The following is a 19,710-nucleotide window of genomic DNA, read 5'->3' as shown; positions in this document are numbered from 1 at the left end:
ATTCTTTATGCATAGGGCAAAATCACTCACGATACATCCGCCACAGCTCACAACGGGAAAGGTTCCAAACATCAGGAATGCAGCGTCTGCGGCTATAAGGAATCTCAAAAAAAGGAACGAAAGCATTGCAATCACATCGCTTCCGTTCCTTTTCTTTTTATTCACTCTATAGAATCAGCCATTTCGTCATGCTTCACATGTTTTAAAAATTCTCTATCCAAACACCTATGTTCCACATTTCTCAATTGCGAGTTCTGTCTCAGTAGTCTTATCCCAAAGATCTCCCTTAAAATACTTCGATCTCAAGATCATCCAGATCCGGCTCTTCCTCTTCTTCCATCTCATTTACAGTTGCCTCCGCCGGTTTATCTTTTGCGATCACCGCATAAACCAGTCCGGTTACTACAACGTTCACTGCGATTGCCAGAAGTCCTGTCCACGGACGAGTCATGGTTGGCAACATCAAAAATCCTCCAAACGGTACGGTAGAATCAGCACCAAAGATCATAGTGATTGCTCCTCCACATGCTCCACCGATTGCGGAAGCAATAATTCCACGAACCAGGTCACTCATGATGATCGGGATAACACCTTCTACGATGTTTAACACGCCCATCGGAACCGCTGATTTCAGGTTTTCAATCTGTTCCTCTTCGTAAATGTTCTTGTGCAGAAGTTTTGCAATAAAGTAAGCCAATCCGAATCCAATCGGAGTTGCTGTATTTACCAGCTGAAGTGCAGTGACAGGCTCTTTGATTCCGGAAGCCAGCAGTGTCAGGGTAAATGCATAAACGGTCTTGTTGATCGGGCCACCGAAATCCACGATACACAGACTTCCGATTACGACTCCGAGAACCAGTTTGGAAGAAGTTCCAAGTCCCAGAAGTACGTTAGTCAGCCATTCTGTAAATGCTGCGATCGGTACACCGAATACATAGATCATAACCAGTCCGGTGACAAAGGATGAAATCAACGGAATGATAACCGTCGGCATCAATCCCTTAGCCCATGCAGGAACCTTAATATGTTTAATCAGTGCAAGTACCAGGAATCCGGCAATGTATCCGCCAAGGATTCCACCGATAAATCCGGCGCTGATTGCGATTGCAGAAAGACCTGCTACAAATCCAGGAGCGATTCCCGGTTTTCCTGCGATTGAAAATGCAATTCCCACCGCGATGATCAGTGGAAGTAATCCAAGTGCCGCTCCACCCATAGTTGCCAGCGCATCCCAGAAAGTGAAACTTCCCTGTACCAGCCCATCTGAGTACATATTGGTTCCACCAAATGCCATACCGATTGCCACCAGAAAACCACCACCACATACGATCGGGATCATATAGGAAATGGCAGTCAGCAGATGTCCTTTTAAATTCAAACTTTTTATCTTTTCCATATTCTCTTACCTCGTTAATTTACTTTACTATAGGAACTACATGATCGTGATATCATCCAGATCAATGTCTTCCTCTTCTGTCTCTTCTGCTTCTTCAGCTTCTTCTGTCAATGCTCTGATCACATCTTCTACAGAACCGGCTCCGATCAGTTTTGCGACCACCGCATCATCTCCCAAACGCTTGGAAAACATTGCCAGAAGTTTCAGATGTTCCATTGCTGCTTCATTGTCAGTACCAACAGCAAACAAAATGATCACTTTTGCTCCGGTATCATCCAGGCTTTCCCATTCAATTTCCTGATCCAGGACTGCAATGGCAACTCCCGGTGTTACGACTGCTTCGCTTTTTCCATGAGGGATCGCGATATAATTTCCAACACCGGTCTCTCCGATTTCTTCTCTGACATACACATCCTTGATAAACTGTGCTTTGTCATTGATATTTCCGGCTTTCACAAACAGCTCTGCCATCTGATCCAGTGCTTCGGCTTTATCCTTTACATTCAGGCCGGTTACAATTGTCTCCGGTGTCAGAATCTTCATAAATTCCATATCTGCCATAATCTCAGTTATCCTCCCGCAATTTTAAGCTGCTATAATCTGTTTTGCTTTTTCCATCAGCTTATTTGGTGACTTAATTGCAACGTCTGTAGAAACTTTAATTACTTTCTTGCCTGCAAAACGATCAGTATCTGCAATCTTAACGTCAATCGCAAGGATTACCAGATCTGCTTCTTTGATTTCTTCCTCTGTCAGCGCATTTTCTCTTCCGATACTTCCCTGTGTCTCAAACTTTGCTTCGATTCCGGCTTTCTCTGCTGCCTTCTCCAGTTTTTCCTGTGCCATATAAGTGTGGGCAATTCCAACGGTACATGCGCATACTCCAACGATTTTCATTCTTTATATCCTCCTTAGATCTTTCTCTTGTTTCTTTCTGCATCTAATATAGCATTTGGGGCATAAAAAAAAGAAGTCCAGATCCTTTCAACTTTTTTTGAAATTCACTGGACTCTCTTTCTGTAGTTATTTTGCAGTCCCGTTCTCTGCAAACCTTTTATGGAATTTCCACTGCCGGTTTCTTCCGAAAAATTCTGAATACAATCGGCAGCAGAAAGCAGCACAGGCAAAATCCCAACATTTGCCCGCCGGAAAATCTTGTCGTCAGATGACCAAACACGATTCCCACCGCACAGAAATCTGCATCTGAAAAACAGGTTCCGGACAGATTCAAAGTCCCAAGCACCGGCATCACCAGCAATGACAGCACAGAAATCAGGATTCCCTGTACGTAAGATCCTGCAATGCACCCCCGTACTCCTCCTTTTGAATTTGCAAACACTCCTGCAGATCCTCCGCAGAAAAAGTGGGCCACCACTCCCGGAACAATCACCGGAAGCATCAAGTTCCTGCTCCACAGATTCAACTGCATGATCACAAGCATGGTCGTGATTCCACCGAGAAAAGACATGAAGAAGCCGATCATGACTGCGTTGGGTGCATAAGAAAACAAGATCGGACAATCTACCGCCGGTTTGGCATGTGGTACCAGTTTTTTTGCAATTCCCTTAAACGCCGGCACAATTTCTGCCACGACCAAACGTACACCTGCCAAGATCATGTAGATTCCAGCCGCAAATTTTGCTCCCTGAATCACCGCATACGTGATCCAGTGTCCATATTCTCCGCTTCGATATGACAGATCCAGCAGACTCAGATCCGTTCGAAAAACTGCGATTCTACACAAAATCAGAAACATTCCGGTCATCAGCAAAAAAAGTTCCACCGTAGAATCCCGCATAAAAGAAAGTTTTGACGGAAAACGGATTTCTTCTGTTGATCGGATCTTTTCCCGATCCATTCTCCTTGTTACAAGCTCCGCCACTTTTCCCGCCGTTACATATCCCAGGGTGGAGAAATGTCCCAATGCAATCTTGTCGCCTTTTGTGATCTCCCGCATAAAAGGCTGCGCCATGGCTGGCATGCACGTCATAAACAGCCCAAGGATCAAGGAGCCCGCCACAACGATCTGCCAGCTTTCCATATTCCCCTGATGGAACACGACCGCCAACAAACATGCCATATACAGGATATGATGCCCGGTCAGAAAAATATAGGGAAATCTTCCGAACCTCGCCAGAATCAGATTGGTGATCATTCCCAGAAACATCATGGTCGATACTTCCATTGCATAAAAGCGGATCCCCAAAGACGATACCGCCTCCATGTTCGGAACTACCCCCTGAATATGGAAATCATAGTTAAACAAGACCCCAAACTCTCGCAGCGCTCCCGACTGTAAGAAATCAGATCCTGCCGTCAACAGCACAAATCCGACCACCGCGGTCGCAGTTCCCCGGATTACCTGGTCTGCCGGCTTTTTCTGCAAAAGCAGACCAATCAGCGTCACTCCGCCCATGATCAGCGCCGGAGTCATGAAAATTTCCTGAATGATTATCAAAATATGCTGCATGTTTCCTGTCCTTTTTTCTCCTTCTTTCGATTCAGCTTCGTCTTTATTTTCGTGTTCCTTTTTACATTTCCGTCTATCCCATCTATGACTTTGATCACTCCTCAGATAATCTTGTCCGCAACAAGGTACAGATCTCCTCCGGTGTGCGGCACTGCATCAGTTCATCCACCTGTTCTGCCTTTGCAAGTCCTTTTCGGATATCCCTTAAGATTCCCATATGTTTATACTGGTCTTCTACTACAAGACAGAAAACCACCCTTGCCTTCTTTCCTCCCTGAAATTCAATGCCATCCGGTGCAATTCCAATGGAAAAATCCAGATGCCGGACCCCATTTTCCGGTCGGGCATGTGCCAGGATCAGATCCGGCGTCACAAACATATACGGCCCCGCTTCCTTTAGCCGGTCAATAATACAATCTACATAAAGTTCTTCCATGCTTTCCCGTTTCAGGAGCGGATCTGATACCTTTCGAATCGCATCTTCCCAGGAGTCACCTTTATTCAGGAACAGGATTCTGTCTTCCGTCAGGAAATCGGTCAGGTGCCAGACGTCCGGGTTTAACACCGGCTGATGCTCCTCCGACTGTCCTCTGAAAAATCGTTCCAGATCATTTCTCAGCTCCGCATGTTTCTCTTTTGCCACATACTTTTTGACGATCTGATACAGGGCATCTGTATCCACAAAGCCAAATCTGCTACGGATCATGGGATGATTCAGTATATTTCTCCGGTCAAAATCATTTAAGATCGGATTCACCAGAATCACCGGTACCGTAGAATCCATCTTCACGGAACTGATGATCAGATCACAGATATTCTGCGGATTTACAATCTGTGCCACTGTCATAACTCCCACGATCCGTGCCTGTGGCAGAATCCGCCTGAGTTCATGACTGATCATGTTTCCGGTGGCAACACCGTTCATACAGACTACAAGGATCCGAAGTTCTTTTTCATCGTGCCTTGCATATTCCAGATGAGCACCGAAATGCAATGCCAGATAGGACACCTCACTGTCAGAAATCTGTACACCGATCTGCTGTTCCAGGTAGCGTGCCGTCACCCGCACAATATCAAAAATATATGGGTATTCCCTTTGTATGTCTGCTTCCATCCGGTTTCCGATCTGAATTCCGAACCGATATCGATACATGGCCGCATCAATGTGGCGGTACAGATTTTCCAGAAGATCTTCCTTTTTTTCAAAAATTACACAGGCTCTGCGCTCGAACTCTGTCACAAGATTTTTGGAAATTTCCCAAACAAATTCATTGCGTTCTTCTGTCTTTTCCTTTCTGGAATAGGAAGCCAGGCGCCCGCCCAGAAAATGCAGGGTCATGTAGATCTGTTCATTTTCCGGTAATTCAGGGAAATAGCGACAGATCAGACCGTATTCTGCAGACTGTTTCACTTTGACAGTACTTACATCTGAAAAAGTGAGTGGACTGTCGCCCCGCTCCATGACCGGGATCATCGCCGCCAGTGCCAGCATATCATTTCGCACATAACGGACTTTCAATTCATTTTCCACCTTTTCGATCCGTTCCAGATAAGGACGGATCTCCTCCATATGTAAGAAATTCAGATGTCCGGCGGAAAGTAATGGTTCCAGCATATTAAAATAAAGGAAGAAAATAGCTCTCACCCGCATGGGATCTCCCTGAATCCAGTATCCCGTCTTCTTTTCATACCGCAATTCCAGCTGATAGGTATACAACTGCGAAATCACGGCCTGCAGATCCGTGAAAATAGTATTTCTGCTGACCTGACAGGTCTCCATCAGATCCTCTACCGCTGTCGGATTTCCCGATACCACAATCTGACAGACAATGATCTTCGTCCGTTCTGTCGGCGTAAATACATAAGCTTTGTCCACCTCTTCCTCTTCCAAAAGCCGTTCCAGAGCCCTTCGTTCCTCCTCAGGACAGGGCTGGATCTTCCCGCGAATGACCCGAAGCGGTTGTCTTTCCTTCATTTCCAGCCAGCCGTTCGCCTTTTCCAGTTCATTATAGATCGTCCGGGTAGAGACCGAGAGTTCTTCCGCTACCTCTTTAATGGAAAATTCACTGCTTCGCTTTAATACCATATTCAGGATTTTCTGCATCCGTTCATTCAAATATCCGATTGACATGCCTCTCCACTCATTTCGTTCCTTTTTATCTGTTGCACTCTATTGAATCTGTTTTGATTCGATTCTCTCCATACAATCTGTTTTCAAATCTCTCAAACTGTCTTTATCACTTTCCGGATCTCTCCTGAACTCACATGCCGAATTTCTCTCTCAGAAGTTTCGCCGCCCGATCCGCATCCGAAAGATCCTTTAACCCGAGCACCGGCAGACCCGCAAGTGTATGTTCCAGTTCTTCCGAAACCACAAACAGATCTGCCTGTCCTTCCATCGCATCCGCCAGAGATCCAAAGCACACTTCCACACCAGATACATTGAGTTTTTCCAACGCTTCTTCCATGGTCATCTGCATAAAAAGAGACGTACCAAGGCCATTGCCACAACAGCACATAATTCTTCGGATTCTATGTTCTGTGATCTGTTCCATGCTGTTATCTCCTTCCTCTATCAGTCCCTTGTATTTTTCCTGCATTTCAAGAAGAAACTGACTGGAATTCTTTCCCTGTGCGCTCTTCTTTATAAGGCCGCGCAGGCTTCATTAATCTCATCTTCACAGGCTTTCATTGCCTCAAGTGTCATCGTCTGAAGCTTTTCCAGCTCCCATCCCAGTTGATCCGCTCCTCTTTGGATCACCTCACGGGAACAGCCTGCCGCAAATCCCTTACTCTTATATTTCTTCTTTAAAGATTTCAGTTCCATGTCTTTGGTACTCTTTGCCGGACGCATCAACGCTGCTGCCCAGATCAGTCCGGTCAGCTCGTCCGCTGCAAATAACACCTTCTCCATCTCATGTTCCGGCTCTACCTCAATGGTTGTTCCGCAGCCCACAGTGATTCCATAACCATGAGATACTACGCTGTGAATGATATCTTCTCCCACACCGGCTTTTCTTAAAAGTTCCGGTGCTTTCAGGCAATGCTCTTCCGGATACAATTCAAAATCAATATCATGGAGCAGCCCCACGATTCCCCAGTGGGTTGCCTCCGCTGCATACCCAAGTTCCTTTGCATACCATTTCATCACGGCCTCCACTGTCAGTGCATGCTGCAGATGGAACGGATCCTGATTATATTTTCTTAACAGCTCAAATGCTTCTTCTCTTGTAATATCACTCATGTTTTCTTACCTCCAAGCCACTATGATAACACAGATATTTTACACTTTCTTCTATAAAAAAGGAAGTAGAAATCAAAACCAGATTTTTTACGCAAAAATCTTTTTTGTCAGCCAGAATCTTTTTTTGATATTCTTTTTTCAATAAATATGGTATTATGTATAAGTAATTCACATTATCTACATTTAGGAATGAAAGGAGAAGGCGATGTTAGAAAGATTTTTCAAATTATCTGAAAACAACACAGATGTCAAAACCGAAGTTCTGGCCGGAATAACCACCTTTATGACGATGGCTTATATTCTGGCAGTCAACCCCTCCATCCTCTCAGCAACCGGTATGGATCAGGGGGCACTGTTCACAGCCACAGCACTGGCTTCCCTTATAGGTACGCTGCTGATGGCTCTTCTGGCAAATTATCCTTTTGCACTGGCACCCGGAATGGGGCTCAACGCATACTTTGCGTACACCGTCGTGCTGGGTATGGGATATAGCTGGGAATATGCACTGACCGCAGTCTTTGCAGAAGGTATTATTTTCATCCTTCTGTCTCTGACCAGTGTACGTGAAGCGATCTTTAATTCCATCCCGCAGAATTTAAAATCTGCTGTCAGCGTTGGTATCGGTCTCTTTATCGCATTTATCGGTCTGCAAAATGCAAAAATCGTAATCGGCGGATCTACCTTGTTGCAGTTGTTCTCTCTGGATAACTACAATGCAGTTAATGGAGTAAACGCTTCCTTTAACGATGTAGGAATCACGGTTGCACTGGCGATCATCGGAATCCTGATCACCGGAATTCTGGTCATCAAAAACGTCAAAGGAAATATCCTCTGGGGAATCCTGATCACCTGGGCACTTGGAATTATCTGTCAGTTTGCCGGAATTTATGTACCAAATCCGGAGCTCGGCTTTTACAGCCTTCTTCCGGATTTCAGCAATGGATTATCCGTTCCGTCTCTGTCACCGATTCTGTTCAAATTAGATTTCCATGGAATCTTTACTTTAGATTTCCTGACTATCCTGTTTGCGTTCCTGTTTGTGGATCTGTTTGATACGATCGGAACACTGGTCGGCGTATCTGCAAAAGCCGGTATGCTGGATGAAAACGGAAAACTCCCACGTATCAAAGGCGCGCTGCTTGCCGATGCCGTTGCAACTACGGCCGGAGCAGCTCTTGGAACTTCCACTACTACAACTTTCGTAGAAAGTGCTTCCGGAGTATCCGAAGGCGGAAGAACCGGTCTGACAGCCATTACTACAGCCATCCTGTTTGGTCTGTCTTTGTTCCTGTCACCGATCTTCCTTGCGATTCCATCTTTCGCAACTGCGCCTGCTCTGATCGTAGTAGGACTTTATATGCTGACAAACGTAACGCATATCGACTTTGACGATATGTCTGAAGCCATCCCATGTTACATCTGCATCATTGCAATGCCGTTCTTCTACAGCATCTCCGAGGGTATCTCTCTTGGAATCATCACATACGTGATCTTAAACGTACTGACCGGAAAGGCAAAAGAGAAGAAAATCAGTATCCTGTTATATGTACTGGCTGTGATCTTCCTGATCAAGGAATGCTCGGCATTATTCTTCTAAGAGGGCGGGAATGTATAAAGCATCATGTTTTATACTTTTACAGAATCAGCGGATTCTGTTTTCAAGGTTTGTTCTAGCCTGTATATGGGACAAACCTGAGAGAAACAATATGAAAAAGTATTTACATAATACTGAACAACAAACAGTATAAGTCAAACCGGGCAGAAGAATGGATAATTTCCATCTCCTGCCCGATTTTTACGCTTAAAAGTCCACTTTTCCAACCGGAAACGATGTTCCTTCATGTAAAACAATTCCCAACAACGAAATTGTACAGATAATCTGATATTCCGAGGCATTTTCATAGAAATATTTCAAAGAAGATAATGCCCGGGGCGATTTTGAGCGTTTTCTTTCGACATAAGCGGCTTTGTGTTACTGGTATCGCCGGTCTGGGGACTCTTGTCGGATGTTTCACTGCTGCGGTTTCACAACCACTCTCATTCCCGTATGTCCTTCCGCCGCTGCAAAGGCATCCTGAATCTGATTCAATGGGAAAGTATGCGAAATATAAGGCTTCATGTCAATCGTACCTGACGCAATCAGATCTACTGCCATCTGATGATGACGCGGGACTGCTCCATGAGCTCCCATCATGATCAGTTCTTTATAATGAATAATATTGGTATCCATTTCCACGGTACTTCCTGCCGGAAGTCCGCCAAACAGGTTAATTCTTGCCCGGTTTTTCGCCATATGCAACGCCTGTGCGTGGGTCTGCGGTGATGGATTCGCCGTAAAGATCACATCCGCTCCCAGACCATTTGTCTCTTCCAGCACTCTCTGAATCGGATCCTCTTCCGAAGAACAGATATAGACATTCGCACCAAACTGCTTCGCCGTTTCCATACGCGGACGGGATCTCTGTACTACGATTACCTTGGAAGCTCCGCATTTATAAGCAATCGGAATGATCATACACCCGATCGGTCCTGCTCCGATAATCACCACCGTATCTCCCAATTTGATCCCCGTCAGCTCTACTGCATTTAATACACATCCAAGAGGCTCTGCCAGTGCTCCTTCTTCAAAACTGACATGATCCGGCAGAATATGAACCGGTCCAAAATTCACTACCGTTTTATTCAAAAGAATGTATTCCGCAAAGCCACCCGCAAACTGATAGCCGATCGCATAATTGGTCTGACAGTTATTTCCAATCCCCGCTTCACAGAATGCACATTCTCCACACGGAACATCTGCACCGATTGCCACACGATCCCCCACTTTGAACCTTGTCACATTCTTTCCGGCTTCCACAACCACTCCGGCAATCTCATGTCCCAGTGTCTGTGGTGGTTTCACCCGACTGTTTCCATGATGGAAAATCCGGATATCCGATCCACAAACTGCGCAGGCTTCCACCTTCACCAATACACTGTCATCGTCCACTTCCGGTTTCGGAACCTCTCTGACTTCAATTTTGTCCTTCTCAAGATATACTGCTGCTTTCATCCGTTCTACCTCTCCTTTCATTTGTATCTCATTTATTTATACGTATAAACTTCATATATTTATTATAACAAAAGAACGGCCGGAGTACAACGGTTATTTGATGTACTCCGGCTCCATTGTTGCGAATTCCTGTATCGTTCCTTTCAAAACATGTGCCAATATAAGTTTATATTTTGCCATGATCGGCAATTTTTAGAACTTTAGATAAGATTTCAGATACGATGAAATCATTTGATAAAAAATGTTATGCTTTGAAACTATGGTAACACTCTGTTTTTTCTGTCTATGCAATATATCCCTTACAGTTTCCAGCCGGCGGAAAGCATCTGTGTCTTCTGCATATGTGCAAAGATTCCATCCTTTTCCGCCAGTTCCTGAGGCGTTCCCTCTTCTGCAACCACTCCGTCTTTTAACACAACGATCTTGTCGGCATTGGCAACCGTACGCATCCGATGGGCAATAATCATCACTGTCTTGTCTTTGATCAGTCTGGATAACGCTTCCTGGATCATCGTCTCATTGTCCACATCCAGAGAGGCGGTAGCCTCATCCATCAGAATGATCGGTGCATCTTTTAAGAATGCTCTGGCAATGGAGATTCTCTGTCTTTCTCCACCGGAGAGTTCCGAACCGTTTTCTCCGATCATGGTATGATATCCATTCGGCATCTTTTCTGCAAATTCATCACAATGCGCCAGTTTCGCTGCCGCGATTACTTCTTCATCGGTAGCATCCTGTTTTCCGATCCGGATATTTTCCAGTACAGTATTATTAAACAGCGTCACATCCTGGAATACGATGGAATACATAGACATCAGTGTCTCCGGATCAATTTCGGAAATTTTATAGAAATATTTTATGAATCTATTGACAATCTCGTATGGATTCATTATAATCTAATTATAGTAATAGTTATTATTATTGTTATCAGGTTTTAAATAAATGCAAAGGAGATTATATTATGAAAAAATATGTATGCGATGTATGTGGTTGGGAATACGATGAAGAAAAAGGATATCCGGAAGGCGGAATCGCACCGGGTACGAAATGGGAAGATGTACCGGAAGACTTTGAGTGTCCGTTATGTTTAGTCGGAAAAGACCAGTTTTCTGAGGAATAATTATTTCTGAAGAATACTCGTTTTCGTTTGATTCTTTTTTACAATCGAGGAGCCCAGATACTTTGATCTTAATCACAAAGTGCCGGAGCTCCTTTTCTTTTTCTATCTCTCTTCCGATGCTGCCTCTCCGATTGCAATCACACCAGTTTTCAATTCATCGGTGCCGATAAAGTACGAACCGCCACTGCTGTCCAGATTCAGATACATATTCTCAAGATCCGGTTCATCCATGATCCATGCCATCACAACCTGCGTACTTTCACCCGGTTTTAGGGACGGTATATAATTTTTTCCATTTTCATCTTTCTGAGAGAACCAGGTCATATTACCATTCCACGCCACACTATCTCCGATCACTTTGTCATAGCCATCCCCTTTCTGATCTTCTATCTCATAAACCTGGTAGGTTCCGTTTTTATGGTTCATCAGCATCAGCGAGCCGATATAAAGGATGTTGTCCAGTTCTGTATCTGAGGTATTTTTATATGTCACGGTCACATAGACTAATCGTTGCCTTACATCCTCCTCTTTCACCACCTGATCCAGATTCTCCACTCCATCTCCGGATTCGATATAGGAAAGATGGTTCTTCACAAGTTTTCCATCATTTCCGACGGCCTGCTGCCACTCCTTCGGAATCTCTTTTCCTTCCAGAAGACTTAAATCATCCTCGATCTGAACCTGATCTACTTTTGCCATAATCCGCTTATTTTTCACTGGATTTCCATCCGCATCTTCTGCGAACGCATCTAGCTTCATGGATTCTCCCACTTTATAGATCGGAAGTTTGGAATCTGCCACTTCTGTCACATACTCATCATCTGACTGCTCTGTCTCTGCCGGTGCCGGTGCCACATATTCACTCCAGGTATACAGATCTTTCACTGCAATCATTTCTTCTTTTTCTGTCACCGTAAGGTTTTCTGCAAATTTTACTGCCTCATCCTTTGCTACATCATCTCCGATATAAAGGATAATCACGCGGTATTCTTCCGGGCAGAGCAGATAGATTCTCTGGTTAAAAGACTGATCTTTCTGCAGATCCTGATAACGCAAATACACCCCTTCATATTTTCCAAACATCTTCTCTTCGCTTTCCACCACATGTTTATCTACCTGAGCAGCCTTCAGATTCTTTTCATCCAACAGAACGTAATCCATCGAAATCCCCCCCTGCCATGGTGTTGTGGCATAACTGAGTTTTACTTTCGCTTCATCGTTCCACTCCATACCCTCCGGTATATAATTTGCTTCAATCGCAATTTGGTGAACCTGATCCGGCAACTGAACTGCACTGTCATTCTCCCCGGACTGCACTGTCGTTGTCACACTGTATGTGCCCTGTTTTTCCAGATACATATGATAAAGTTTATTTCCTGCGTAAGCAACCGTCGAAGTTGCGATCACACAGGCAATCGCCGCTGCTGCCACCTGTCCTGCTTTCCATCTGTGTCTGTTTTTGGATTGAATCGGAATCATCTTTTGTTCTTGCATCTGATGTTCCACCTCTTCCTGGATCATCTTATGTATAAAATCCGGTGTTTCCGGCATTTCTTTTCTCAGATCGTCTAATCTCATGCTGAAATCTCCTCTCTGTCAATGGTTCGTTTCAGGATATCTCTGGCTCTCACCAGTCGTTTTTGAACGGCTCCCTCCGAAATATCCAGGATCTGTGCAATCTCCCTCACCCGAAATCCTTCCATATAGAACAGGATCACAGGAATCTTAAGTTCTTCTTTCAGTTCCCGGACAGCCCTGTAAAGTTCACTGTAATCTTTTTCTTCTGTATGAACCACCGGCTCCATTGGCACTTCCTCTATGCTTACCTTCTTCTGTTCTCTCCTTAAAATGTTGTAACATTCATTGATCAGAATCCTTATCAGCCAGCTCTTTGCAAAACGATCCTCTTTTAGAGATCCGTATTTGCTGAACGCTTTGACAATGGCTTCCTGTATCGCATCAGCACAGTCCTGATCCTGATTCAAGATCGTTCTGGCTGTTGCATAGAGCTGTTGTTCCGAAGAAAGTATCAACTGTCCCAGTTGCTCTTTTGTCATATATTTTCCTTTCCATACCGGCCAGTATTTTTTATTTACATAGATTAGACGATCAACTTCCCCCAAAAATCCCTGTTTAAAATTTTTATTTCACTTTTTCGGCATCATATTTTTTACGTAATCTGGAAAATCCAACCGATAGACCATATCCACTGGTTCTGCTTTTCTGAAATGGTAAACTCCGGGAAGTGTAACCTTTTCCAGAAGATACCCTTTTCTCGCCATATCTCTCAGATACTGTTCTTCTTCCTCATACTCACTTAACACAAACAGTCTACGTTCTTTTTTATCTGCCATCATACATTTCCCCCTTACTGTTTTGATACAATCGTTCAATCCGTCTCAATTCCAGCCCAAGAACCTCTCGACCGAGCTCCGTAATCTGATAAATCTTTCGTTTCTCTTCTTCTCTTAAAAATGTAATCAGACCGTCTTTTTCCATTTTAGATAAAGTTCCGTACATCGTTCCCGGACTGATCGAGACTTCGCCTGCCGTCATCTCTTTGACCTTTAACCCGATATTATATCCATGCATTTCTTCTTGCAGACAGTACAGAATATAGAATCCGGTTTCTGTCATCGGAACGTATACTTTTTTAATATGTGCATCCATCCGTGCTTCCTCCTTTTCTGATTTTTCTTTCACCTTCAGTTTTGATTATTTCCCATCTTTTTTTCGATTGTTGATTTCCCACTTCCCTGCTATTCCTTTTTAATTGGTCTTTTCTTTTGACTGTTACTTTCAAATATCATATGATCCTTCACCTTTGTTCTATATTTCGTTTCAATATATCGCATATTGATATATCGCACTTCGTTATATATTATATATCGCACTTCGACATATATGTCAAGGCAGGAATTTCTCATACGAATTTCTTATCGCCCTATTGTTAACCTGTATATCTATATTGGTTGACATTTTACTTTTCACATGCTATCTTAGGTACAAGATCGCATTTACTTCAACGAAAGAGAGGAATTCTTTATGAATACAGTTACAAATCCATCCACATCCGATCCGCTTCTTTCCCGTGAAGAAGCCATTGCCATTTTAAATACACCGGATGAAAATTTGCAGAAATTAGTGGCCCGCGCAGAACTATTGCGGCGCAAATATAAAGGAAATCATGTCAGTATCCATATTCTTACAAATGCCCGGAGTGGCAATTGTTCTCAGGACTGCGCCTACTGTGCACAATCCTGCCGTTCCAATGCCGATATTGAGAAATACAGATGGGTAGCTGATGAGAAGTTATACGAAGACAATACCTTTGTAAAAGATCATCATCTTTCCAGGCATTGTATCGGGCTCAGCGGCATGAATTTTTCAGATGGAGAAATCGAAGAACTGGCTGAGAAAATCCGAAAAATGAAAAAGGATGGAACCCATCTCTGCTGTTCCATCGGTTTTCTGACAAAACATCAGGCGTTGCTCTTAAAAGAAGCCGGTTTAGATCGGATCAATCACAACCTGAACAGCAGTCGTTCTTATTATTCAAAGATCTGTTCTACTCACACCTTCGAACAACGTGTGGCAAATATCAAAATGTTGCAGGAACTGGGCTATGAAATCTGCAGCGGTGGAATTATCGGTATGGGAGAAAGTAAAGAAGATGTAGTAGATATGCTTTTAGAACTCCGTGAAATCAAACCGGAAGCACTGCCGATCAATTTTCTGCTTCCTATTCCCGGCACTCCGCTGGAACATACCGATATGTCCGGCCTTACCACCGCATACTGCATGAAGATTCTATGTCTTGCCAGACTTCTGGTTCCAACTGCTGATATTCGCTGTGCGGCAGGACGGGAAGTTTACTTCAAAGGAGAAGAAAAGATGTTGCTGAGCGTCGTAGATTCCATCTTCGCTTCCGGCTATCTGACCGCTGGCGGACAAGGAATTCAGGATACAATCCAGACAATCGTCGATGCCGGATTTACTTACGAGATTGAATCTGCGTAGTCTCTATCTTTTTAGATAACCTGATTCTTTTGAATATAAAATTTTTACTTTTTCAACACATTTTTAATGAACAGGAGGATTCCATCCTATGACACAAGAAAAAACACAATCCATCAGAAAAACCAACACTTACGCAATGGCCGTCACCGCATTAATGACAGCCGTTACCTGCATTCTTGCCCCGATGTCCATCCCGATTGGACCTGTCCCTATTTCGCTGACTAACTTTGCGATCTATCTGTCGCTCTATCTTCTGGACTGGAAAAAAGGAACTCTCAGCTATTTCGTTTATCTCCTGATCGGTTTCGCAGGACTTCCTGTATTTTCCGGCTTCACCGGCGGAATCGGCAAACTTGCAGGCCCTACCGGCGGATATATCATAGGTTTTATCCCGATGGCAATCATTGCCGGAATCATTATCGACAATTTCAGCCAACGCTGGATCCAGCTTGCCGGAATGATCTTCGGAACCCTTCTCTGTTACATACTTGGAACCGTCTGGTTCTGTTTCCAGTCAGGATATACAGCATCCGCCGCTCTCGCGGTCTGTGTAATTCCATTTATCCCGGCAGATCTCTGCAAAATGGTCATTGCAATGATCATCGGTCCAAGTATTCGCAAACGCCTGGGATCTGTTGTACAGTAAGAACCTTTTTCTCTTACGCTATCATCTGATTCAAAAGAACGGTTCCTCTTAATAATGTCAGGAGGGTGATCCATTCTTTCTGTTAAAGAATGGATCACCCTCCGATAAATGTTGGATCTGCCCCAAACCATGTCTGTACATCATCTTTCTCTCGGTTAAATGCTCTTTTAAAGTCTGTCACATAGGAGTTCCCACCTCGATCAGATTTCCGTCCGGATCATAAAAGCGGACAACCTTTTGTCCCCAGCTATGCGTCATAAGCCGGTTGACATATTCCACCTCCGGATATATTCTTTCCAGCTTTTCAACAAATGCTTCGATATTCCGTTCTTCAAAATACAGTTCACAGGCATGATTCTTTGGGACAATTTCTCTTTCCAGGAACTCTCTCCAGATCTTCTCGTCCTGAAGTACAAGTCCCTCTGTTAAAATCATATTCCCATCATTGTCCAGTATCATATCCAGGCCAAACAGATCATGATAAAATTGTTTTGATTTTTCAATATCTTTCACCACAATCATAATGTTCTTCAATTTCATTTTCGTCCTGTTCCTCCATCCATCTGTATTATTGTTCCTTTGCCTTCTCTTCTAATTCCAGAATATACTTATCAAAGTCAGACATGAATAATCTGTCCTGAATTACACGATATTTTTCAAATTCTGTTTCCGCGTGAAGCTTTACAATCTCGGCAGCTGTATGGCCATGTACCGCGTAGTGCATCTTATTCTGAACCGATGCATAAAACCTTTTTGTTATTGATGAACTCTTGTCATAATCAATTGCAGTTGCATATATGTCTGTGATTTTCTGGTAGAACTTTCTTTCACTAGCCCGTATTTCTCGAATGCGCTCTAACTGCTCATCAAAATACTTTTCCGTTAAATACGTTCCTCGTTTTAGCCTTTCATCATCCATAACCCATCCTTTGATGGTATATTCCTTCGCAATCTGATTGACCCATTTGCGGAACTGAACTGCACGTTCAGAATTGACCTTGAAGCCAACTGCAATAATCATTTCCAACGCGTAATGATTTGTACTGTAATCTTTTCCATCAGCAGCAGTTATTCGAATTTTTTGAATAACTGAATCCGCCTGCAACTCGCTGTCTTCAAATATTTTTTAATATGATAATTTATAGTGTTAGTACCCACATCATACAATGTTGCCATCATCTTCTGTGTCAACCATATATTCTCATCCTCATAGCGCATTTCAATACTATCCTGCTGATCGCCAACAGAGGCAACATAAGTTAAGTATTCCGCTGCACTGGAACGGATGATTACTTCTTCTTTCTTCTTTTTCATATTAGACTTTCTTCTCCCACATTGAACAATTTTACTAACATCAGTAAAACGGTCTATTCCTCTGTTTTCTTCATTTCGTCATAATACGCTTTATACCTGTATATCGTCCGCTCACTGACATTATTACGTTTTGCAATTTCTACCATTGTCATTCCACTCTCATAACAGGCAACAAAATCATTGTAAATTGCCATCCACTTGGCATTATGTTTCTGCCGTCCGCTCATTTTTCGATTTCTGTAATACTCCAGTTCTTTTCGAAGTTCCGCATTTTCTTTCTCCAATTCCTCAATTCTATTTAATGCCTGTTCAAGTGTTACAGAATTCTCCATTGCAATACCCTCCGATTCCGTCATTCTCATTTTGTCTATATTATAAATATATGCACTCATTATGTCAATCTGATTTTGTCGTGGCGCATAATTTTTACATTACTTTACTCTGCTTAACAGCCAACGGTCCTTTTAAAACAGTCATCAGCATATATAGTCCTTGCTCTGTGAACACATGTGGATTATACCTACTCTTGTTATTAAGATTTGCGGTCAAAAAATCGTCCGCAATTCTTTTTAACGCCTCTTCAAGTGTTACCGATTTTCCCATTAACCTCCCCCTTTCATGACATTCTCGTTTTGTCTATATTATAAATATTTATATTTCTTTCGTCAATCCGATTATGTCATGTTGTATTATTTTTTACAATAGCTTTCATACAATCGAAATACCGCTGATATCGTTTACGGGCTAAAAAACTTCTCCAAAAGCAGTCAACCTGTATGTTCTTTATCCAATCACTTCTAAATTAGATCAGATAGATATCATTCATATCCGTCTTAATACTTCAGTATTATTCCCTTAAGCACTTCCATATCATTAAAAAAGACATTCCCTGACCTGTAAAATCTACAGATCCGGAATGTCCTTTTTCCCATACTTTACTATATTTTTAACACAATGCTGCTTATCCACAATCTATATGATTCCAAAATGCCTAAATGCCTGCATAATTGCATCTTCCTTCTCCGGTGTACACTGTGGCTGTCTCGCATTGTCTGATTTAGCCAGATTGAATTCTCCGTTCCTGGTAAGCAAGGTGACCACCTCACAATGCACAGTCTCGCAGAACTGATCCACAGCCACTGCTTTTTCCAAGCGATATCCTCTTCCCTGAATCGTCTCAAGATCCCGTGCCAGACTGGTTGCTTTGCAGGAAATATAGACGATATGATCTACTCCATAATCCAGAATCTTCGGCAATGCCTTGGGATGGATTCCATCACGTGGCGGATCCAGCACGATCACATCTGGCTTTTCCTCAATCTCATCCAGCGCCTTAAATACATCGTCTGCTATGAATTTACAGTTGGATAATCCATTGCGCGCTGCGTTTTCTCGTGCAGCCTCTACCGCCTCTTCTACAATCTCCACACCGATCACTTCTTTGGCGACCGGTGCCAGGATCTGGGCGATGGTTCCGGTTCCGCTGAACAGGTCAAATACCGTCATATCCTTAATATCTCCGATATATTCACGAACTGTTTCATAGAGAACTTCTGCCGCTCTGGAATTGGGCTGAAAGAAGGAAAAGGGAGTAATTTTAAATTTCAGTCCCAACAGGTCTTCATAGAAGAAATCCTGTCCGTACAGGATCTTCGTCTCATCACTCTGTACCACATCGGACAGAGAATCATTGAAGATATGAAGAATTCCAACAATCGTTCCCTCCAGTTCCAGTTTCAGCAGTCTCTCCACCAGTTCTGACAGGTCATGTTCTTCCTGTGTGCTCGTTACCAGACTGACCAGGACCTCTCCCGTCGTATCACCACGGCGAAGCAACAGATGACGAAGATAACCTTCATGCTGTATTTTATGATAGTATCCTACCTTTTTTTCTGTAAAATATTCCAGAATACAGATCAGGATCTGATTCATGTCTGAATGGACCAGTTTACAATCTGATGCTGTCAGTACGTCATACGTACTTCCTTTTTTATGAAGTCCCAGAGTCAACGGTCCATCTTTGTGATCATCTCCAAAGGAAAACTCCATTTTGTTTCGATAACCGAACTCTTTCGGGCTTCGTTTAATTCCTTCATAGGTATACGTTCGCCCCGGCAGGACTGCCTCATCCAAAATTCTCTGAATCTGATCTTTTTTCATCTCCAACTGATCTTCATAGGACATGGTCTGGTACATACAGCCTCCGCAGGCCGGAAAAATGCTGCAAACCGGATCTCGCGTTTCCATCGGAGAAGATTCCAGCACTTCCAGAAGCCTTCCTTCCGGCTGACCTTTTCGTATTTTATTGATCAGAAAGCGAACTTTCTGTCCCGGGATTCCATTTTTTACGATGACCGGTACTTCCTCGCCATCCACATATACATACCCTTTATTCGGAAAATCCACGCGCTCGATCACGCCTTCCAAAATCTGCTTCTTCTTCATACC

19 protein-coding genes and 4 pseudogenes are annotated in these 19,710 nt (G+C 43.3%); 4 read left to right on the top strand and 19 right to left on the bottom strand.

What is annotated here, in order from left to right:
• Window positions 1-286: 286 nt before the first annotated feature.
• The 7 genes from KGMB01110_RS13705 to KGMB01110_RS13675 form a co-directional block, all read right to left on the bottom strand.
• Window positions 287-1,396 (bottom strand): PTS fructose transporter subunit IIC, encoded by a 1,110-nt coding sequence (locus tag KGMB01110_RS13705; RefSeq protein ID WP_117602447.1) that lies wholly within the window; start codon window positions 1,394-1,396, stop codon window positions 287-289.
• Window positions 1,397-1,432: 36 nt separating this feature from the next.
• A complete protein-coding gene (locus tag KGMB01110_RS13700) occupies window positions 1,433-1,957 on the bottom strand; it encodes a fructose PTS transporter subunit IIA (protein ID WP_243112838.1) in 525 nt (174 codons plus the stop codon).
• A 24-nt stretch (window positions 1,958-1,981) separates the two neighbouring features.
• Entirely contained in the window at window positions 1,982-2,293 is a 312-nt protein-coding gene (locus KGMB01110_RS13695; RefSeq protein ID WP_119298908.1) for a PTS fructose transporter subunit IIB, read from the bottom strand.
• Window positions 2,294-2,450: 157 nt separating this feature from the next.
• Window positions 2,451-3,866 (bottom strand): PTS ascorbate transporter subunit IIC, encoded by a 1,416-nt coding sequence (locus KGMB01110_RS13690; protein WP_117602449.1) that lies wholly within the window; start codon window positions 3,864-3,866, stop codon window positions 2,451-2,453.
• A gap of 94 nt (window positions 3,867-3,960) precedes the next feature.
• Window positions 3,961-5,997: a BglG family transcription antiterminator gene (locus KGMB01110_RS13685; protein WP_119298906.1), complete on the bottom strand. Its 2,037-nt coding sequence runs from the start codon at window positions 5,995-5,997 to the stop codon at window positions 3,961-3,963.
• Between the two features lie 130 nt (window positions 5,998-6,127).
• Entirely contained in the window at window positions 6,128-6,421 is a 294-nt protein-coding gene (locus KGMB01110_RS13680; RefSeq protein ID WP_119299249.1) for a PTS sugar transporter subunit IIB, read from the bottom strand.
• A gap of 89 nt (window positions 6,422-6,510) precedes the next feature.
• Window positions 6,511-7,110, bottom strand: coding sequence for a hydrolase (locus KGMB01110_RS13675; protein WP_119298904.1), 600 nt, complete (start codon window positions 7,108-7,110; stop codon window positions 6,511-6,513).
• Window positions 7,111-7,315: 205 nt separating this feature from the next.
• Here KGMB01110_RS13675 and KGMB01110_RS13670 point away from each other — a divergent pair, with 205 nt between their 5' ends.
• Complete coding sequence (locus tag KGMB01110_RS13670; protein WP_119298902.1) at window positions 7,316-8,707, top strand: NCS2 family permease; 1,392 nt, start codon at window positions 7,316-7,318, stop codon at window positions 8,705-8,707.
• A 207-nt stretch (window positions 8,708-8,914) separates the two neighbouring features.
• On the opposite strand, the pseudogene KGMB01110_RS15985 reads toward KGMB01110_RS13670, so the two are convergent.
• The 3 genes and pseudogenes from KGMB01110_RS15985 to KGMB01110_RS13655 form a co-directional block, all read right to left on the bottom strand.
• A pseudogene (locus tag KGMB01110_RS15985) lies at window positions 8,915-9,043 on the bottom strand (ATPase); the annotation flags it as partial.
• A 78-nt stretch (window positions 9,044-9,121) separates the two neighbouring features.
• A complete protein-coding gene (locus tag KGMB01110_RS13660) occupies window positions 9,122-10,162 on the bottom strand; it encodes a zinc-dependent dehydrogenase (protein ID WP_119299247.1) in 1,041 nt (346 codons plus the stop codon).
• Between the two features lie 299 nt (window positions 10,163-10,461).
• A pseudogene (locus KGMB01110_RS13655) lies at window positions 10,462-11,004 on the bottom strand (ABC transporter ATP-binding protein); the annotation flags it as partial.
• Between the two features lie 119 nt (window positions 11,005-11,123).
• On the opposite strand from KGMB01110_RS13655, the gene KGMB01110_RS13650 reads away from it, so the two are divergent.
• Window positions 11,124-11,282, top strand: coding sequence for a rubredoxin (locus KGMB01110_RS13650; RefSeq protein ID WP_117602467.1), 159 nt, complete (start codon window positions 11,124-11,126; stop codon window positions 11,280-11,282).
• Between the two features lie 102 nt (window positions 11,283-11,384).
• Here KGMB01110_RS13650 and KGMB01110_RS13645 read toward each other — a convergent pair whose 3' ends face one another.
• The 4 genes from KGMB01110_RS13645 to KGMB01110_RS13630 form a co-directional block, all read right to left on the bottom strand.
• Window positions 11,385-12,860, bottom strand: a complete 1,476-nt coding sequence (locus KGMB01110_RS13645; protein ID WP_119298900.1) for a DUF4367 domain-containing protein — start codon at window positions 12,858-12,860, stop codon at window positions 11,385-11,387.
• On the bottom strand, window positions 12,857-13,339 hold the full coding sequence (locus tag KGMB01110_RS13640; protein WP_117602469.1) for an RNA polymerase sigma factor: 483 nt from the start codon (window positions 13,337-13,339) through the stop codon (window positions 12,857-12,859). Before KGMB01110_RS13640 ends, KGMB01110_RS13645 begins: the two co-directional genes overlap by 4 nt.
• Window positions 13,340-13,429: 90 nt before the next feature.
• Window positions 13,430-13,639 (bottom strand): DUF2812 domain-containing protein, encoded by a 210-nt coding sequence (locus KGMB01110_RS13635; RefSeq protein WP_117602470.1) that lies wholly within the window; start codon window positions 13,637-13,639, stop codon window positions 13,430-13,432.
• A complete protein-coding gene (locus KGMB01110_RS13630; protein WP_117602604.1) occupies window positions 13,626-13,952 on the bottom strand; it encodes a PadR family transcriptional regulator in 327 nt (108 codons plus the stop codon). Before KGMB01110_RS13630 ends, KGMB01110_RS13635 begins: the two co-directional genes overlap by 14 nt.
• A 375-nt stretch (window positions 13,953-14,327) precedes the next feature.
• Here KGMB01110_RS13630 and bioB point away from each other — a divergent pair, with 375 nt between their 5' ends.
• Entirely contained in the window at window positions 14,328-15,302 is a 975-nt protein-coding gene (gene bioB, locus KGMB01110_RS13625) for a biotin synthase BioB (protein ID WP_119298898.1), read from the top strand.
• Between the two features lie 88 nt (window positions 15,303-15,390).
• A complete protein-coding gene (locus KGMB01110_RS13620) occupies window positions 15,391-15,948 on the top strand; it encodes a biotin transporter BioY (RefSeq protein ID WP_119298896.1) in 558 nt (185 codons plus the stop codon).
• A 177-nt stretch (window positions 15,949-16,125) separates the two neighbouring features.
• On the opposite strand, the gene KGMB01110_RS13615 is transcribed toward KGMB01110_RS13620, so the two are convergent.
• From KGMB01110_RS13615 to rlmD, 5 genes and pseudogenes are all read right to left on the bottom strand, one after another.
• On the bottom strand, window positions 16,126-16,488 hold the full coding sequence (locus KGMB01110_RS13615) for a VOC family protein (protein ID WP_119298894.1): 363 nt from the start codon (window positions 16,486-16,488) through the stop codon (window positions 16,126-16,128).
• Between the two features lie 28 nt (window positions 16,489-16,516).
• Window positions 16,517-17,262 (bottom strand): annotated as a pseudogene (gene rhuM, locus KGMB01110_RS13610) (RhuM family protein).
• Between the two features lie 53 nt (window positions 17,263-17,315).
• Window positions 17,316-17,594 carry a helix-turn-helix domain-containing protein gene (locus tag KGMB01110_RS13605; protein WP_119298892.1) on the bottom strand — a complete coding sequence of 93 codons (279 nt, stop codon included), beginning with the start codon at window positions 17,592-17,594 and terminating at the stop codon, window positions 17,316-17,318.
• A 97-nt stretch (window positions 17,595-17,691) separates the two neighbouring features.
• Window positions 17,692-17,865 (bottom strand): annotated as a pseudogene (locus KGMB01110_RS15735) (ORF6N domain-containing protein); the annotation flags it as partial.
• 369 nt (window positions 17,866-18,234) lie between these two features.
• Window positions 18,235-19,707 (bottom strand): 23S rRNA (uracil(1939)-C(5))-methyltransferase RlmD, encoded by a 1,473-nt coding sequence (gene rlmD / locus KGMB01110_RS13595; protein WP_119298890.1) that lies wholly within the window; start codon window positions 19,705-19,707, stop codon window positions 18,235-18,237.
• Window positions 19,708-19,710: the final 3 nt, after the last annotated feature.

The organism is Mediterraneibacter butyricigenes, assembly GCF_003574295.1.
GTDB classification, from domain to species: Bacteria; Bacillota; Clostridia; order Lachnospirales; family Lachnospiraceae; genus Mediterraneibacter_A; species Mediterraneibacter_A butyricigenes.
This window is presented reverse-complemented; position numbering and strand designations above follow the sequence as displayed.

Bases quoted from the DNA above. Each gene is read 5' to 3' on its own strand.
- KGMB01110_RS13705 (WP_117602447.1), bottom strand. From the start codon at position 1,396: ATGGAAAAGATAAAAAGTTTGAATTTAAAAGGACATCTGCTGACTGCC.
- KGMB01110_RS13700 (WP_243112838.1), bottom strand. From the start codon at position 1,957: ATGGCAGATATGGAATTTATGAAGATTCTGACACCGGAGACAATTGTA.
- KGMB01110_RS13695 (WP_119298908.1), bottom strand. From the start codon at position 2,293: ATGAAAATCGTTGGAGTATGCGCATGTACCGTTGGAATTGCCCACACT.
- KGMB01110_RS13690 (WP_117602449.1), bottom strand. From the start codon at position 3,866: ATGCAGCATATTTTGATAATCATTCAGGAAATTTTCATGACTCCGGCG.
- KGMB01110_RS13685 (WP_119298906.1), bottom strand. From the start codon at position 5,997: ATGTCAATCGGATATTTGAATGAACGGATGCAGAAAATCCTGAATATG.
- KGMB01110_RS13680 (WP_119299249.1), bottom strand. From the start codon at position 6,421: ATGGAACAGATCACAGAACATAGAATCCGAAGAATTATGTGCTGTTGT.
- KGMB01110_RS13675 (WP_119298904.1), bottom strand. From the start codon at position 7,110: ATGAGTGATATTACAAGAGAAGAAGCATTTGAGCTGTTAAGAAAATAT.
- KGMB01110_RS13670 (WP_119298902.1), top strand. From the start codon at position 7,316: ATGTTAGAAAGATTTTTCAAATTATCTGAAAACAACACAGATGTCAAA.
- KGMB01110_RS13660 (WP_119299247.1), bottom strand. From the start codon at position 10,162: ATGAAAGCAGCAGTATATCTTGAGAAGGACAAAATTGAAGTCAGAGAG.
- KGMB01110_RS13650 (WP_117602467.1), top strand. From the start codon at position 11,124: ATGAAAAAATATGTATGCGATGTATGTGGTTGGGAATACGATGAAGAA.
- KGMB01110_RS13645 (WP_119298900.1), bottom strand. From the start codon at position 12,860: ATGAGATTAGACGATCTGAGAAAAGAAATGCCGGAAACACCGGATTTT.
- KGMB01110_RS13640 (WP_117602469.1), bottom strand. From the start codon at position 13,339: ATGACAAAAGAGCAACTGGGACAGTTGATACTTTCTTCGGAACAACAG.
- KGMB01110_RS13635 (WP_117602470.1), bottom strand. From the start codon at position 13,639: ATGATGGCAGATAAAAAAGAACGTAGACTGTTTGTGTTAAGTGAGTAT.
- KGMB01110_RS13630 (WP_117602604.1), bottom strand. From the start codon at position 13,952: ATGGATGCACATATTAAAAAAGTATACGTTCCGATGACAGAAACCGGA.
- bioB (WP_119298898.1), top strand. From the start codon at position 14,328: ATGAATACAGTTACAAATCCATCCACATCCGATCCGCTTCTTTCCCGT.
- KGMB01110_RS13620 (WP_119298896.1), top strand. From the start codon at position 15,391: ATGACACAAGAAAAAACACAATCCATCAGAAAAACCAACACTTACGCA.
- KGMB01110_RS13615 (WP_119298894.1), bottom strand. From the start codon at position 16,488: ATGAAATTGAAGAACATTATGATTGTGGTGAAAGATATTGAAAAATCA.
- KGMB01110_RS13605 (WP_119298892.1), bottom strand. From the start codon at position 17,594: ATGGAGAATTCTGTAACACTTGAACAGGCATTAAATAGAATTGAGGAA.
- rlmD (WP_119298890.1), bottom strand. From the start codon at position 19,707: ATGAAGAAGAAGCAGATTTTGGAAGGCGTGATCGAGCGCGTGGATTTT.